Origin of the sequence: Undibacterium sp. JH2W (assembly GCF_049340425.1) — a bacterium.
Lineage (GTDB): Bacteria > Pseudomonadota > Gammaproteobacteria > Burkholderiales > Burkholderiaceae_D > Undibacterium.
The window spans coordinates 16,923-31,097 of the sequence record NZ_JBMPOT010000014.1; the positions used below are offsets into that span (position 1 = coordinate 16,923).

17 protein-coding genes are annotated in these 14,175 nt (G+C 51.9%); 16 read left to right on the forward strand and 1 reads right to left on the reverse strand.

Annotated features, from left to right (window positions below):
- Positions 1–18: 18 nt before the first annotated feature.
- The 6 genes from ACO0LC_RS20675 (at position 19) to ACO0LC_RS20700 (ending at position 3,798) form a co-directional block, all read left to right on the forward strand.
- The gene (locus ACO0LC_RS20675) at positions 19–903 is read left to right on the forward strand and encodes a hypothetical protein (RefSeq protein WP_423006595.1); all 885 of its coding nucleotides are present in this window, start codon (positions 19–21) and stop codon (positions 901–903) included.
- Positions 904–1,088: 185 nt separating this feature from the next.
- On the forward strand, positions 1,089–1,895 hold the full coding sequence (locus ACO0LC_RS20680) for a glutaminyl-peptide cyclotransferase (RefSeq protein WP_423006597.1): 807 nt from the start codon (positions 1,089–1,091) through the stop codon (positions 1,893–1,895).
- Positions 1,896–1,902: 7 nt separating this feature from the next.
- Complete coding sequence (locus ACO0LC_RS20685) at positions 1,903–2,418, forward strand: hypothetical protein (RefSeq protein WP_423006599.1); 516 nt, start codon at positions 1,903–1,905, stop codon at positions 2,416–2,418.
- Between the two features lie 78 nt (positions 2,419–2,496).
- Positions 2,497–2,928, forward strand: coding sequence for a VOC family protein (locus ACO0LC_RS20690; RefSeq protein ID WP_423006601.1), 432 nt, complete (start codon positions 2,497–2,499; stop codon positions 2,926–2,928).
- Between the two features lie 31 nt (positions 2,929–2,959).
- The gene (locus tag ACO0LC_RS20695) at positions 2,960–3,304 is read left to right on the forward strand and encodes a GFA family protein (RefSeq protein ID WP_423006603.1); all 345 of its coding nucleotides are present in this window, start codon (positions 2,960–2,962) and stop codon (positions 3,302–3,304) included.
- 20 nt (positions 3,305–3,324) lie between these two features.
- Positions 3,325–3,798, forward strand: coding sequence for a nuclear transport factor 2 family protein (locus tag ACO0LC_RS20700; protein ID WP_423006605.1), 474 nt, complete (start codon positions 3,325–3,327; stop codon positions 3,796–3,798).
- 43 nt (positions 3,799–3,841) lie between these two features.
- Here the strand turns inward: ACO0LC_RS20700 and ACO0LC_RS20705 are convergent, their stop codons facing one another.
- Positions 3,842–4,915, reverse strand: coding sequence for an MBL fold metallo-hydrolase (locus tag ACO0LC_RS20705; RefSeq protein WP_423006607.1), 1,074 nt, complete (start codon positions 4,913–4,915; stop codon positions 3,842–3,844).
- A 171-nt stretch (positions 4,916–5,086) separates the two neighbouring features.
- On the opposite strand from ACO0LC_RS20705, the gene ACO0LC_RS20710 reads away from it, so the two are divergent.
- The 10 genes from ACO0LC_RS20710 to ACO0LC_RS20755 all read left to right on the forward strand — a co-directional run bounded on the left by ACO0LC_RS20710 (position 5,087) and on the right by ACO0LC_RS20755 (position 14,168).
- The gene (locus ACO0LC_RS20710; protein WP_423006609.1) at positions 5,087–5,482 is read left to right on the forward strand and encodes a MerR family transcriptional regulator; all 396 of its coding nucleotides are present in this window, start codon (positions 5,087–5,089) and stop codon (positions 5,480–5,482) included.
- 182 nt (positions 5,483–5,664) lie between these two features.
- Positions 5,665–6,135 (forward strand): PaaI family thioesterase, encoded by a 471-nt coding sequence (locus tag ACO0LC_RS20715; protein WP_423006611.1) that lies wholly within the window; start codon positions 5,665–5,667, stop codon positions 6,133–6,135.
- A gap of 79 nt (positions 6,136–6,214) precedes the next feature.
- Positions 6,215–7,399, forward strand: coding sequence for an isovaleryl-CoA dehydrogenase (locus ACO0LC_RS20720; protein WP_423006613.1), 1,185 nt, complete (start codon positions 6,215–6,217; stop codon positions 7,397–7,399).
- A gap of 26 nt (positions 7,400–7,425) precedes the next feature.
- Positions 7,426–8,367, forward strand: a complete 942-nt coding sequence (locus tag ACO0LC_RS20725; protein ID WP_423006615.1) for a pyridoxal-phosphate dependent enzyme — start codon at positions 7,426–7,428, stop codon at positions 8,365–8,367.
- A gap of 9 nt (positions 8,368–8,376) precedes the next feature.
- Positions 8,377–10,158: a bifunctional isocitrate dehydrogenase kinase/phosphatase gene (aceK, locus tag ACO0LC_RS20730; protein WP_423006617.1), complete on the forward strand. Its 1,782-nt coding sequence runs from the start codon at positions 8,377–8,379 to the stop codon at positions 10,156–10,158.
- A 92-nt stretch (positions 10,159–10,250) separates the two neighbouring features.
- The gene (locus ACO0LC_RS20735; RefSeq protein ID WP_423006619.1) at positions 10,251–11,432 is read left to right on the forward strand and encodes an acetyl-CoA C-acetyltransferase; all 1,182 of its coding nucleotides are present in this window, start codon (positions 10,251–10,253) and stop codon (positions 11,430–11,432) included.
- A 67-nt stretch (positions 11,433–11,499) separates the two neighbouring features.
- The gene (locus ACO0LC_RS20740; RefSeq protein WP_423006621.1) at positions 11,500–12,168 is read left to right on the forward strand and encodes an SDR family oxidoreductase; all 669 of its coding nucleotides are present in this window, start codon (positions 11,500–11,502) and stop codon (positions 12,166–12,168) included.
- A gap of 49 nt (positions 12,169–12,217) precedes the next feature.
- Complete coding sequence (locus tag ACO0LC_RS20745; protein WP_423006623.1) at positions 12,218–13,351, forward strand: acyl-CoA dehydrogenase family protein; 1,134 nt, start codon at positions 12,218–12,220, stop codon at positions 13,349–13,351.
- A gap of 35 nt (positions 13,352–13,386) precedes the next feature.
- Positions 13,387–13,782: a rhodanese-like domain-containing protein gene (locus ACO0LC_RS20750; RefSeq protein ID WP_423006625.1), complete on the forward strand. Its 396-nt coding sequence runs from the start codon at positions 13,387–13,389 to the stop codon at positions 13,780–13,782.
- 2 nt (positions 13,783–13,784) lie between these two features.
- Positions 13,785–14,168 (forward strand): YchJ family protein, encoded by a 384-nt coding sequence (locus ACO0LC_RS20755; protein WP_423006627.1) that lies wholly within the window; start codon positions 13,785–13,787, stop codon positions 14,166–14,168.
- Positions 14,169–14,175 lie beyond the last annotated feature (7 nt).

Below are 14,175 nucleotides of genomic sequence, written 5' to 3' on the forward strand. Positions count from 1 at the left end.
CGCATCCCGGGAGGATATATGCAAGATATTTCAAATTTAAAATCCGTATTTAGCGGCGATATGCAGGCTCTTCAAGGCAAGCTCAAGTCCAGTCTGGCTGAGGTGGAAGAGAATGCAGCCAAATTCAAACTGGCCCTGCAAAATGCGGTACAGCCAGACACCAAGGCAGAGTTGGTCAGTGCCATCAAAGAGAAAGCCACGACGGCTCTGCATGACAATGGCTTTGCAGCAGATCTGGTATCGCAAATTCAAGCCAGCCTGGCGGCCCTCGGCCAGCAGTTACAAGCGCCACAGCTAGCACCTGCGCCGGTTCCTGCCGCCACAGTCGCTGCAGTAGCACCTGTAGATAGTACGGCAGTGGCAGCGGCGAGCAGCATCATCAACACACCTGTCAGTGTCGCTGACGCGGCCAGTAGCAAGGCGACCCTTGCTCCAGTCGCGAGTGTGCTGGCGGCGCCTGCTGCGGCCAGCCAGCCAGCTGCTGCCCCTACCAGCACGATAGCTGCGATCAATACGACTCACCCAGCTTACAGAGTGTATGACCCAAGTAATCCCGCCGCATTTGCGGAAGCAAATAATCCCGGTGGTGGCCCCAATCTGCTGGCCGCGGACCTGGTATTCAATCCTGACCCGCGGCCAGATTCTGTCCGCTCTTTAAAACGACCCACCGCAGAAATTGGCTCGGCGGAGTGGGGTACGCAATTGAAAAACTATGAAGTCGCTTATGAAAAACTCAGCAAAGATAATAACGACTGGAACCAAAAAAACATAACAATCCGTAACCAGACGCTGCTGGCTTCACCGTATGCGGCATTTGTGGGTACACAAGGGGTCAATCAGGCTGCGCTCACTGACCCTTATTATCTGGCTTATAAGGCTGATCCAAACAAGGCACCGGGCTGATAAAAGTATCCTGAGCTGCTTTTACTTCTGTAACGGAGATTTGTCACGCTAAGTAAATTCAGGTGACAGTTAGTCAGAAAATATCTATTCTTTCCCCCTTTGATGCTGCTGCTGTCTTTGTTGACAGCATGCGGCAAAATCGAAAGGCAGCCGGGTTGGTTGCCTGTTCAGGATGGGATATATGCATGCGTAATTGGAAGTCTACAGTTTGCCAGGCTAGTTTTTTAACGGCTTTTGTCTGCGGTTGTCTGGCATTTGTTCCTGCCAGCAGCGCGGTGGCCGCTACGGCGGCGATCCCCACTTATGGCTATGAAGTGGTGCACAGCTATCCGCATGATCCGAATGCCTTTACCCAGGGCCTGTTCTTCAAGGATGGTATCTTGTATGAAAGCACGGGTTTGCAGGGCCGCTCATCGGTGCGCAAAGTCCGGCTGGAAACTGGCGAGGTATTGCAAAAAATCGATTTGCCCGGGCAAATTTTTGGTGAAGGCATCACTTGGTGGGGCAAGCGCCTGATAGGCATTACCTGGACCTCGCAAGCGGGTTATGTGCTGGACCTCGATAGCTTTGCCTTTCAAAAAGAATTTGCCTACAAAGGCGAGGGCTGGGGCCTGACACGCAATGATAAAGAAATCATCATGAGCGATGGCACCGCCGAGTTGCGCTTTCTCGATCCTGAAACCCTGCATGAAACCCGTCGCATCAAGGTGACGGCAGATGGGAAACCTGTCGATCAGTTAAATGAACTCGAATGGGTCAAAGGCGAGATATTGTCGAATATCTGGCAAACCGACACCATAGCCCGCATTGACCCCAAGACAGGCAAGGTCACAGGCTGGATCAATTTGAATGGTCTCTTGCCCATGGGCGATCGTATCCTGGCTCACCCCGATGTACTCAATGGCATTGCCTATGATGCTGCCAAAGACAGGTTGTTTGTGACCGGAAAATTATGGCCCAAGCTATTTGAAATTCGTTTGATCAAACGCTGAACGGGTGATGAGGAAGTTTCTATATCTGCTGCTGGCAGCCTGCTTCATGAGCGTGCTGTCATCTACCAGCATGGCGGCTGATGGCGAACTGGAAAACCGCCTCATCAAAGCCCTGAAAATTAAAAAAAATGGTCTTGACCGGCAAGCCAGGTCCAGACCTGTGATCCTGGCTTATCAGCAGGCGGGCATATTGAAGCGCAGTCGTAACAGGCGCATCGATTACATGGACTTTTACATAGTCGACAAGCCAGCCAGTTTCATGGGGCAAAAACTGGTCTTGCTGGAAGAAGAATATATGGATACCTGGGTAGGCTGCTGTGTCAGTCCTGGCATGGGGCTGGCTGTGCAAGTCAGCTCAAATACGGATGCCATGGAAAAGTTCGCGCTTGAGAACGCTTGCACCCTTACTCCCCATTTTGATCTCAAGGCCAGGTTCAAGGATTATCTCATCAAGCATCAATTGCCTGTGGCCGATTATGCCTATCTGAGTTGTCGCGAAAGGGATTTGCCGGAAGACGAGTGAACGCTTGTATATGCTTGCTTTTTTGTATATAAAGTAGGTCTTGCCTGCACTGTCTTCCCCTCCTGAAAGGAAAGCGTCATGTCTGAGCCTTACCGTACCCCGTCTGATATCCATCCCAGCCTGATTTATGATGATGCACCTGCCGCCATAGACTGGCTGGTCAAGGCCTTTGGTTTTACTTCCCGCTTTGTGGTGCCTGGTGAAGGTAATCGCGTAGAACATTCAGAGCTGAGCCTGGGCACAGGCGTCATCATGATCGCTTCGCCCAAGGCCGAAACCCATCATGTCAGCCCCAAATCATTGACCGGTATTTCGCAGGCACTCAGCGTCTATGTGGATGATCCAGATATCCATTATGAACGTGCCATGGCCGCCGGTGCCAAGCTGGTGCGTCCATTGCAAACTGAGGATTATGGTGCCAGGGGTTATATGGTGCTTGATCCCGAAGGCCATCTCTGGTATTTCGGTAACTACCGGCCAGGTGAATACTGGCAGGACGCGAAAGACTGAACTGTCCATCACCCATTAAAGGAGTTTACTCATGCATAAAGGCAGCTGCCATTGCGGCAAAATCGCATTTGAAGTAGAGGGGGAGATAGATAGCGGGCTGGCCTGTAATTGTTCCATCTGCCAGCGCAAGGGTTCGCTGCTCTGGTTTGTGCCATTCGCGAATCTGCGCTTGCTGACGCCGGAAGACGCTGCCAGTAGCTACCTCTTCAATAAGCATGTGATACAGCATAAATTTTGCCCGGCTTGCGGCATGCATCCCTATGCTGAAGGTGTAGACCCCAAAGGCAACAAAGTGGCTGCCATCAATTTGCGCTGTCTGGAAGATATAGATCTCGATAGCATACCCGTGCATCACTATGATGGCCGCGCTTTATAAAAGTTGATAGAAGGATGAGGATGCTGAAAAAACACCTGGGCAAGGCAGCTTTATTCATGGCGATCTTCTGCCTGGGTTTGCTGTCTGCCCAGGCAGCAGACTCAAGAGACGAAAAAAGCGCAGCGCTGGTCAGCCAACTGACCAAGCTGTCTGACGATTGGGACATCGCCATCGTCCGCAAGGACAAGGCAGCCATAGAAGCTAATATGGCGGAAGATTTTCGTCAGATAGATGGCGATGGTGATCTCGAAACCAAGACCAGTTTCGTCAATGGGTTGATGTCGGATAAACTGGAAATTGATCCCTACAAGGTCGAGGATTTTGAAGTGCGTCTGTACGGCAATGTCGCCTTGCTCAGTGGCCGCACCAATATGACTGGGCGTTATGAGGGTAAGCCCTTTGTATCGCATTACCGTTATATTGATATCTATGTGCAACGTGATGGCAAATGGCAGATAGCCAGCGTACAGATCAGTAAAATACCTCAGCAATAAAATATATAGCCCCGTCATCGCACGGGGCTATATCCTTTTGCACTTATTTCACGACAAAGCGTATTACTCCATCCGCGTCGAATCGACGGTGCAAGACACCGTCATACCAAAGCTTGTGCAAATGCGCCAGCGCCTCGCCTATGGCGAAAGTCAGCTGGTGAGAATCGAGTGGGCGACGGAACATGAGAGGGACGATGTCCATCGCTGATTGTGGAATGGCACAGGCGGTCTTCACTTCTTCCAGCCGTTCGGCATGATGGTCTTGCAATTGCTGTACGCGGGTATGCAAGCCCTTGAAGGGTTTGCCATGTGAAGGCAGGATCAGCACATCTTCTGGTAAGGGCAGGTATTTTTGCAATGAATCCATATACTGTTGCACAGGATTGGCTTCCGGTTCTATCGCAAACACCGAGACATTGGTAGAAATGCGCGGCAACAGCATATCGCCAGAGATCAGGATATTCAGCTCGGCGCAATACAGGGATGCATGTTCAGGTGAATGGCCAAAACCGGTGATGACTTGCCAGTGACGTTGGTTGATGACGACATCCAGGCCTTCTTGCATGCGGTGGTAGGCTGTTGGCACAGTAGGCACCAGCCTGGTGTAATGGGTTTTTCTCTCCTGTATCTGTTCCTGCATGCTGCTATCGACCAGGCCATGCTTGCGAAAGTGCGGAAACATGGCTGTGCCATCCGCACCTGGCAGGCTGGCCGACATCATGCGGGCAAAGGCATATTCGCCTGCCGTCATCCACAGTTGCACGTTCCAGCGGCTGCACAGCCAGTCAGCCAGGCCTATATGGTCGGGGTGGCAGTGGGTGGCGAGGACGCGAATGATGGGTAGGCCGCGTAAATGGTTGTTCAGGTCGCCGAACAAGATTTCCCAGGCATCACGGGTGGCGTCGCTGGCGATGCCGCAATCCACCACTGTCCAGCCACAGACCTTGCCCTGGCTGGTTTCCAGCTCATCTTCCAGCAGCCACAGATTGATATGGTTCAGCGCAAAGGGCAGGCCCATGCGTATCCACAGCACGCCCGGCGCGATTTCCATGGTCTTGGCTGTGTCGGGCAAGGTCTCGCCAAAAGGGTAATGGAGTTGTTGTTCTAGCAAATTCATGGCTGTCTCTGGTTATTGTGGCGGCTTTATATCTGCTGCCTGTTTTCTCATTATGGATGACTCCAGAAGCGCTGGAATAGCCTACAATGCGATTTAAAACTATTTGACGTTAACGTTAACTGTACATTGTAATCAGAAAAGCTTTTCTGTGTTTTTCACCAGATGTTGACTATGGCCACCTATACCATTACCGAACTTGCCCGCGAATTTGATATTACCCCGAGGGCGATACGATTCTATGAAGACCAGGGTTTGCTGAGCCCCATGCGTGAAGGGCCGGGCGGCCGCAATCGTGTCTACACGACGCGGGAGCGCACCCATCTGAAGCTGACCCTGCGCGGCAAACGTCTAGGCTTGAGTCTGTCCGATATCAAGAGCCTGGTCGATATGTATCGCTCTCCCAAGGATACAGAAGTACAGTTGCAGAGTTTCCTGGTGGTGCTGGCCAGGCACAGGGCAGCGCTGGAGCAACAGCGTGAAGATATAGAAATCATGCTGGCAGAAATCAGCGCACATGAAGAAAAAAGCCGCAGCTTGCTGGGTCAACTGGATCATGCAGAAAAATAAGTCCTGCTTAGTAAAATTAATAAGATGAATAAGAATGTCATGGATTGGATGAACAGTTTGATAATGCTCATGCCGGGCTTGCAGTCGAAAAGCATCAAATCATTGAATTGACGTTTACGTAAACGTCAATTAGACGTATTATTTTTGCCTGAGATGGTTTTTCCTTGGCTATTGGGGGTTTTATGAGTAATCAGGCAATGCAACAAACCACAGCGGCACTGGATCATAAACTGGCCCTGAGTTTGCTGGAAAGCTTCAACGCTCAGGGCGCCCTGATGGCCTGGGATGCCCGACTGACCAGCATCACACCCGGTGCATGTGAAATCAGCCTGCCTTTCAGTGAGGTAGTCAGCCAGCAGCATGGCTATTTCCACGGTGGCGTGATAGGCACGATAGCCGATGCAGCAGGTGGCTATGCAGCGAATACACAATTGATGCCGGTGAGTGAGTGCTTAACTGCAGAATACAAGATCAATATCGTCGCACCCGGCAAAGGCGATACTTTAATCGCCCGTGGCAAAGTATTAAAGGCAGGAAAAACTTTGGTGGTATCCAGTGCAGAAGTGTTTGTAGTGCATGAAGGTCAGGAAAAACTTTGTGCCATCATGCAACAGACTTTGTTTGTGATACCCAAGGCAGAATCTCAGGTGTAGGTAGTACTATGGCTGGCGAGCTTGATCATAAATCAACATAAGCCAGCGAATTTTAATTTTATAAAAGTGTGAGGACGACATGCTCCATTTACCAGGTTTGACTTTTGATCACGGCGAAGACATCGCCGCTTTGCGCGAAGCCGTGCAGCAATTTGCCCAGGCAGAAATCGCCCCGCGCGCCGCTGAGATAGACCGTAGCGACCAGTTCCCCATGGACTTGTGGCGCAAGATGGGTGATCTCGGTATCCTGGGTGTGACAGTTAGTGAAGAATACGGTGGTGCAAACATGGGTTACCTGGCCCATATCATTGCCATGGAAGAAATTTCCCGCGCTTCTGCCTCCGTCGGCTTGTCCTACGGCGCTCACTCTAATCTGTGCGTCAACCAGATCAAGCGCAATGGTACGGAAGAACAAAAAGCCAAATACCTGCCCAAGCTGATCAGCGGTGAACACATAGGCGCACTCGCCATGTCCGAGCCAAATGCCGGTTCCGACGTGGTCAGCATGAAGCTGCGCGCCGACTGGAAGGGTGACCGCTGGGTCTTGAACGGCACCAAGATGTGGATAACCAATGGCCCTGATGCTGACACTCTGGTGGTGTATGCCAAAAATGACCTGGAAGCTGGCCCACGCGGCATGACAGCTTTCCTTATAGAAAAAGGTTTCAAAGGCTTCAGCATTGCGCAAAAGCTCGACAAACTCGGCATGCGCGGCTCCCACACTGGCGAGCTGGTATTCCAGGATTGCGAAGTCCCGGCAGAAAACGTGCTCGGTGGCTTGGGCAAGGGCGTGAATGTGCTGATGTCTGGCCTGGATTTTGAGCGTACTGTCTTGTCCGGCGGCCCTCTGGGCATCATGCAAGCTTGTATGGATGCCGTGGTTCCTTATGTGCATGACCGCAAGCAATTTGGCCAGCCTATCGGTGAATTCCAGCTCATGCAGGGCAAGCTGGCAGACATGTATTCCACCATGATGGCTTGCAAGGCCTATGTCTATGCAGTTGGCCAGGCTTGTGACCGCGCCAAGACACCAGAGGCAGTGCGTGCCCTGCGCAAGGATGCGGCCGGTGCGATTTTGTATTCAGCAGAAAAAGCCACATGGATGGCGGGCGAAGCCATCCAGACTTTGGGCGGCAACGGCTATATCAATGAATACCCGGTAGGCCGCCTGTGGCGCGATGCCAAGCTGTATGAGATAGGCGCGGGCACCAGCGAGATACGCCGCATGCTGATAGGCCGTGAATTGTTTGCAGAAACCAAATAAGCCATTTGCGCTACACTGGTCGACTTATGACTCAACTGCATACTTCTACGCCCCTGCTTGAACACAGGCGTCTGTCAGCCAGCCTGTCCAGATCAGTCTGGCTGAAGATGGAAAACACCCAGCCTTCAGGCTCGTTCAAGCTGCGCGGCATAGGCTTGATGTGCCAGCGTGCGGCTGCCAACGGGGCCAGGCACTTTGTCTGCCCCTCTGGCGGCAATGCCGGGTTTGCAGCAGCAGTGGCAGGTGTGGCGCTGGATGTGCAAACCACTATATTGGTGCCGCAAACCACGCATGAAAGCGTGCGGGCAGCTATACGTGCTATTGGTGCCACTGTCATCGTAGAAGGTAGTGTCTGGGATGAAACTAATCAGGCTGCCTTGCGTTTGTGCGAGCAGCCGGGTGCAGTGTATATCCCGCCATTTGACCATGCCGATATCTGGGATGGCAATGCGACGATGATTGATGAAGTGGCGGGCAAGCTCGATTTTGATGTCGTGATTTGCTCCGTCGGCGGTGGTGGCTTGCTCAGTGGCATCGCCCTCGGGCTGGAACGCAATGGCCTGGGCCATATCCCCATCATCGCCTCAGAGACTGAAGGTGCAGCATCCCTGCATGCAGCCGTGCAGGCCGGTGAACTGGTGACCCTGCCAGCGATCACCTCCATCGCCAGCACCCTGGGTGCGCGCAAGGTGGCGCAACAGGCATTTGACTGGACACGCAAGCGTACTGTCCACACCGTCACCGTCAGCGATGCCCAGGCTGTGCAGGCTTGCCTGGCTTTTGCTGACGATATACGCACTCTGGTGGAACCAGCTTGTGGCGCAGCTTTGGCAGTTGCTTACCAGAACTTGCCAGTGCTGGCTGAGTATAAAAAACCACTGATCGTGGTTTGTGGCGGCATCGCCGTGGATTTGGCTAAACTACAGGCTTGGAAAAACCAGTTCCAGACCGCAGTTAAAACTGAGTGAGCGCCAACCATGCCCCACACCCATTTCCCCAAATTGCTGTCTTCACAAATCGCCTTTGATATCGCCAGGACGATACTCGATGGCTTCGACAAGCATTACCACTTGTTCAGGGCCAGCAGCCAAAGGGCAAAGCAGCAGTTTGAAACTGGTGACTGGAAGGCCGCACAAATTGCCGCACGCGAACGCATAGGGTATTACGATACCCGCGTGCGCGAATGCGTGCAGGCACTGGAAGATGAATACGCAGAAGAAGATCTCAGTGATGAAGTCTGGCGCGAAGTCAAACTGCATTATATGGGCATGCTGATAGACCATCTGCGTCCTGAGCTGGCCGAGACATTTTTCAACACTGTCTGTACCAAGCTCTTGCACAGGAATTATTATCACAATGATTTCATCTTCGTGCGCCCGGCAACCTCGACTGAGTATCTGGAAAGCGAAGACACGCCACCGAGTTACCGCGTGTATTACCCAGCAACCGATGGCTTGAATTTCACCATCAAGCGCATCGTCACGAATTTTCAGCTGAACGCCAAGTTTGAAGACCTGGACCGTGATGTGGCCCTGGTGGAAGCACGCCTGCGCGAAAATTTCGGCCCGGCCAAGCTGGAGCCGAATCACCAGATACAGGTATTGGCCAGCCTGTTCTATCGCAACAAATCAGCCTACATCATAGGCAAGGGCATCAATGGCAATAAGGAATATCCCTTTGTCATTCCCGTCATGCATAAGCGCAAGGGTGAGCTGGTACTCGACACGGTGATTTTTGACACCATGCTCATTACGGTTTTGTTCTCTTTTACGCGCGCCTATTTCATGGTTGATATGGAAGTGCCATCGGCCTATGTGCAATTCATACGCAGCATCCTGCCCAAAAAGCCGCGTAGTGAAATCTACACCATGATAGGCCTGCAAAAACATGGCAAGAATTTGTTTTACCGCGACTTTTTGCATCACCTTAAATATTCATCTGACCGCATAGAAGCCGCACCCGGCATACGCGGCCTGGTGATGCTGGTGTTTGCGCTACCGTCTTTCCCGTATGTATTCAAACTCATCAAGGACAGTTTCCCGCCTCCCAAGGAAACCACCAAGGCCCTGATCAAGGAAAAATACCTGCTAGTGAAAAACCATGACCGCGTAGGCCGCATGGCTGATACGCTGGAATACTCTGATGTGGCATTCCCGCGCTCACGTTTTTCTGAAGAATTGCTGGCCGAGATCAAACAATATGCGCCTTCATTATTGGAAGTGAATGATGATGAGGTCGTCATCAAGCATCTGTATATAGAACGCCGCATGACACCGCTGAATATCTGGCTGACCGAAGCCGAGCGCGGTGGTGATATGGCTGCGATGGAACATGGCCTGAAAGAATATGGCAGCGCCATCAAGGACCTGGTGGCAGCCAACATCTTCCCCGGTGATATGCTGTATAAAAACTTCGGTGTCACCCGCCATGGTCGTGTCGTCTTTTATGACTATGATGAAATCGAATATATCACTGACTGCAATTTCCGCAAGATACCTTTGCCGCGCAATGAAGAAGATGAAATGTCTGCCGAGCCCTGGTATCCGATTGCAAAAAATGATGTTTTCCCAGAACAGTTTGGCACTTTCCTGCTGGGGAATAAAAACGTCAAAGAATATTTTATGAAGCACCACGCTGACTTGCTGACCGCCGAATACTGGCAGGCACGCAAGAAGCGCATAGTCGATGGCAAGGTGGATGACGTGTTTCCCTATCCGCAGGAAATCCGCTTTTGCAATCAGGCTAGTAGCACAAGGTAGAACCAATTTAGAAAACAAGTGCTTGCCCGTTTCATGGCGAGACTACCCTCATTAGTCAGGCAGTCAATCTGCTTTTATTTTTGGAGAACAAGATGAATGATCCTATCGTAATCGTTGGTGCCGCCCGTACCCCTATGGGTGCTTTTCAGGGCGATTTTTCTTCCCTGACAGCCAGTCAGCTCGGTGCAGTTGCCATCAAGGCCGCAGTCGAGCGCGCCGGTGTCAAGCCAGAGCTGGTAGAAGAAGTCTTGTTCGGTAACTGCCTGATGGCAGGCCAGGGCCAGGCCCCGGCACGCCAGGCTTTGCTGGCTGCTGGTTTGCCAGTTTCCACTGGTGCTGTGACTTTGTCCAAGATGTGTGGTTCTGCCATGAAGGCCACCATGATGGCATTTGATTCCATCAATGCCGGCAGCAATGAAGTCATCGTTTCTGGCGGCATGGAATCCATGACCAATGCCCCTTACCTGATCCCCAAGGCACGTGGCGGCTACCGTATCGGTCACGGCATGATGTATGACCACATGATGCTTGACGGTCTCGAAGATGCCTACGACAAGGGCCGTTCCATGGGTACCTTTGCTGAAGACTGTTCAGCCAAATACAATTTCAGCCGCGAAGAGCAGGATGCATTTGCGATTGCCTCCGTCAAGCGTGCACAGGCTGCAACTGCCGACGGTTCTTTCGCATGGGAAATCGCCCCCGTGACAGTATCAGGCCGCGGTGGTGATGTCGTCATCGACAAGGATGAAGGCCCGCTGAAAGCCAAGCTCGACAAAATCCCTGCACTGAAACCAGCCTTTAAAAAAGATGGCACGATCACTGCTGCCTCTTCTTCTTCCATCAATGACGGCGCTGCGGCACTGGTCTTGATGCGTGAATCCAAAGCCAAAGAACTGGGCTTGACACCAATCGCAAAAATCCTTGGCCACGCCAGCAATGCGCAGGAACCAGGCTGGTTCACCACAGCACCAGTTGGCGCTATCCAGAAACTGTACAAAAAACTGGGCTGGACGACGGATGATGTTGACCTGTTTGAAATCAACGAAGCTTTCGCTACTGTGCCTATGGCAGCGATGAAAGAACTGGACATCCCGCATGACAAGGTCAATGTGCATGGTGGTGCTTGTGCGCTGGGTCATCCTATCGGCGCATCTGGTGCGCGTATCATCATTACGCTGATGGGTGCCTTGAAGAAGCAGGGTAAAAAGCGTGGTGTGGCTTCGCTTTGTATTGGTGGTGGTGAGGGTACGGCTTTGGCAATTGAAATGGTATAAGCCTTGTTTTAAGCTCCTTCCCCTTCAAGGGAAGGGGATTTGAAAATCTTCACCCATTGGAAAAACCATGCCAGTCGCTTTAATTATCGGCGCATCACGCGGTATAGGTCACGAGCTGGCCACGCAATACAAGCTTGCAGGCTGGCGTGTTATTGCCACTGCGCGCAAGGAAGAACATCTGGCAGCTTTGCAATCAACGGGCTGTGAAGCGCTGCAACTGGATGTAACCAGGCTCAATGATTGCACCGGTCTTGGTGAGCGGCTTCATGATGAAAAGATTGACGTAGCCATCCTGAACGCCGGTGTTTTTGGCACCCGCACAGAAGCCTTGACTGCACCGCCACAATCCGAGTTTGATGCGGTCATGCAGACCAATGTCCTTGCTGCAATGCGCATACTGCCCTTGGTTTTGCCATTGGTAGAAAATGCTGCAGGTAAACTGGCAGTGATTTCTTCGGCCATGGGATCAATCAATATGCGGCAAAATTCTTCTGGCTGGTTATACCGTGCCAGCAAGGCTGCATTGAATTCGATATTGAAAGATGTATCCCTGGAAGCGGAAAAATCGGCGTGCGTGAGCTTTCATCCTGGCTGGGTACAGACCGACATGGGTGGTGCTGGTGCTGATATCACCGTCAGTGAAAGCGTCAAAGGCATACGCAATACGCTGGCGTCTTTGACGCATGCCGACAACGGCAGGTTTTTGAATTACGACGGTAGCAGCCTGAGTTGGTAATCCTCAGACGGCTCCGCGAACAAATATAAGAACTTAGGTAGAAATCACTATGTTACTCACTCCAGAACACGAAATGATACGCGACGCCGTGCGCGTCTTTGCCCAGGACCGCCTGGTGCCTAATGCGGCACGCTGGGACAAGGAACATCACTTCCCCGCAGAAGAATTAAAGGAACTGGCGCAAATGGGTGCCTATGGCGTGGCCGTGCCAGAAGAGTTTGGTGGCGCTGGTATGGATTATTTATCGCTGGCCCTGGTGCTGGAAGAAATCGCTGCCGGTGATGGTGGTACCTCCACCGTGGTATCTGTCAATAATTGCCCGGTCTGCAGCATCGCCATGATGTATGCCAATGATGCACAGAAAAAACAATGGCTGACGCCTTTGGCACAAGGCGAGATGCTCGGCGCTTTTTGCCTGACTGAACCGCATGCAGGCAGCGATGCATCGGAACTACGCACAACCGCAAAACGTGATGGCGATCATTACGTCATCAACGGCGTCAAGCAATTCATCACCAGCGGCAAATACGCCGATGTGGCAATCGTCATGGCAGTTACCGATAAAGAAGCAGGCAAGAAGGGCATCAGCGCCTTCTGGGTGCCCACCAGTGCGCCTGGCTATATCGTCGCCAGCCTTGAACAAAAGATGGGCCAGCATTCGTCCGACACTGCACAAATCCTGTTCGAGAATTGCCGCATCCCGGCAGAGAACCTGATAGGTGAAGAAGGCATGGGCTACAAGATCGCCCTGTCTGGCCTGGAAGGCGGTCGCATAGGCATAGCCTCACAATCAGTCGGTATGGCAAGAGCCGCCTTTGAAGCAGCACTCGCCTATGCCAAGGACAGGACCAGTTTTGGCAAAGCTATCTTCGAGCACCAGTCTGTACAATTCAAACTGGCAGATATGGCGACGCAGATAGAAGCCGCTCGCCAACTGATCTGGCACGCCGCCAGTATGAAAGATGCAGGCAAGCCCTGTTTGAAAGAAGCAGCAATGGCAAAATTGTTTGCTTCAGAAATGGCAGAAAAAGTCTGCTCAGATGCAATACAGATACACGGCGGCTATGGCTATGTCAGCGACTTCCCGGTAGAACGCATTTACCGTGATGTGCGGGTTTGCCAGATTTACGAAGGTACTTCCGATATACAAAAAATTTTGATTGGGCGTGCGCTGGCTGGCTGAGTGATTTCGGTTCTTGAAATAATAACGGAGACAGCATGAAAAAAGGTTACAAGCAACTGGTCGATGAAGCCAATGCCGAAATCAAAACCTATAGCGTGACAGAGGCCCAGGCCAAACTCGCAGACGCCAATGTGCAGTTTATTGATGTCCGTGATATCCGCGAGCTGGAACGTGAAGGTATCGTCCCTGGTGCCTATCATGCTCCACGCGGCATGATAGAGTTTTGGGTTGATCCTGATTCGCCTTATTTCAAACCTGTGTTCGGCGAGAAAAAAGAATTCATATTGTTTTGTGCAGTTGGCTGGCGCAGTGCATTGACTACCAAGACCGTGCAAGACATGGGCCTGGAAAATGTTGCGCATATCGATGGCGGTTTTACTGCCTGGAAAGCCTCCGGTGCGCCAGTCGCCATCAAGGAAAGCAAGAAGTAATAATGAGTAGCAAAGCATGCCCCTGTGGCTTGAATAAAAATGTTGAACAGTGTTGCGGCCAGTACATCAGTGGCGCAGCGGTAGCACCTACGGCAGAAGCCTTGATGCGTTCGCGTTATACCGCTTATACGCTGAATGACGAAGCGTATTTACGTGCGACATGGGATGAGCGGACTTGTCCCAAAGAACGTATCACGCATGATGACCCAACCAAGTGGCTGGGGCTGGAAGTCAAGCAATTCAAGGCCGATGGTGACAATGCCACCGTCGAATTTGTGGCCCGTTACAAAATAGGTGGCAAGGCACACAGGCTGCATGAGCTCAGTCGTTTTGTGCGCTATGAAGGCAAGTGGTTTTACGTGGATGGCAGTTTTCCAGAAAAGTGAAAAAGAT

Bases quoted from the DNA above. Each gene is read 5' to 3' on its own strand.
- ACO0LC_RS20675 (WP_423006595.1), top strand. From the start codon at position 19: ATGCAAGATATTTCAAATTTAAAATCCGTATTTAGCGGCGATATGCAG.
- ACO0LC_RS20680 (WP_423006597.1), top strand. From the start codon at position 1,089: ATGCGTAATTGGAAGTCTACAGTTTGCCAGGCTAGTTTTTTAACGGCT.
- ACO0LC_RS20685 (WP_423006599.1), top strand. From the start codon at position 1,903: ATGAGGAAGTTTCTATATCTGCTGCTGGCAGCCTGCTTCATGAGCGTG.
- ACO0LC_RS20690 (WP_423006601.1), top strand. From the start codon at position 2,497: ATGTCTGAGCCTTACCGTACCCCGTCTGATATCCATCCCAGCCTGATT.
- ACO0LC_RS20695 (WP_423006603.1), top strand. From the start codon at position 2,960: ATGCATAAAGGCAGCTGCCATTGCGGCAAAATCGCATTTGAAGTAGAG.
- ACO0LC_RS20700 (WP_423006605.1), top strand. From the start codon at position 3,325: ATGCTGAAAAAACACCTGGGCAAGGCAGCTTTATTCATGGCGATCTTC.
- ACO0LC_RS20705 (WP_423006607.1), bottom strand. From the start codon at position 4,915: ATGAATTTGCTAGAACAACAACTCCATTACCCTTTTGGCGAGACCTTG.
- ACO0LC_RS20710 (WP_423006609.1), top strand. From the start codon at position 5,087: ATGGCCACCTATACCATTACCGAACTTGCCCGCGAATTTGATATTACC.
- ACO0LC_RS20715 (WP_423006611.1), top strand. From the start codon at position 5,665: ATGAGTAATCAGGCAATGCAACAAACCACAGCGGCACTGGATCATAAA.
- ACO0LC_RS20720 (WP_423006613.1), top strand. From the start codon at position 6,215: ATGCTCCATTTACCAGGTTTGACTTTTGATCACGGCGAAGACATCGCC.
- ACO0LC_RS20725 (WP_423006615.1), top strand. From the start codon at position 7,426: ATGACTCAACTGCATACTTCTACGCCCCTGCTTGAACACAGGCGTCTG.
- aceK (WP_423006617.1), top strand. From the start codon at position 8,377: ATGCCCCACACCCATTTCCCCAAATTGCTGTCTTCACAAATCGCCTTT.
- ACO0LC_RS20735 (WP_423006619.1), top strand. From the start codon at position 10,251: ATGAATGATCCTATCGTAATCGTTGGTGCCGCCCGTACCCCTATGGGT.
- ACO0LC_RS20740 (WP_423006621.1), top strand. From the start codon at position 11,500: ATGCCAGTCGCTTTAATTATCGGCGCATCACGCGGTATAGGTCACGAG.
- ACO0LC_RS20745 (WP_423006623.1), top strand. From the start codon at position 12,218: ATGTTACTCACTCCAGAACACGAAATGATACGCGACGCCGTGCGCGTC.
- ACO0LC_RS20750 (WP_423006625.1), top strand. From the start codon at position 13,387: ATGAAAAAAGGTTACAAGCAACTGGTCGATGAAGCCAATGCCGAAATC.
- ACO0LC_RS20755 (WP_423006627.1), top strand. From the start codon at position 13,785: ATGAGTAGCAAAGCATGCCCCTGTGGCTTGAATAAAAATGTTGAACAG.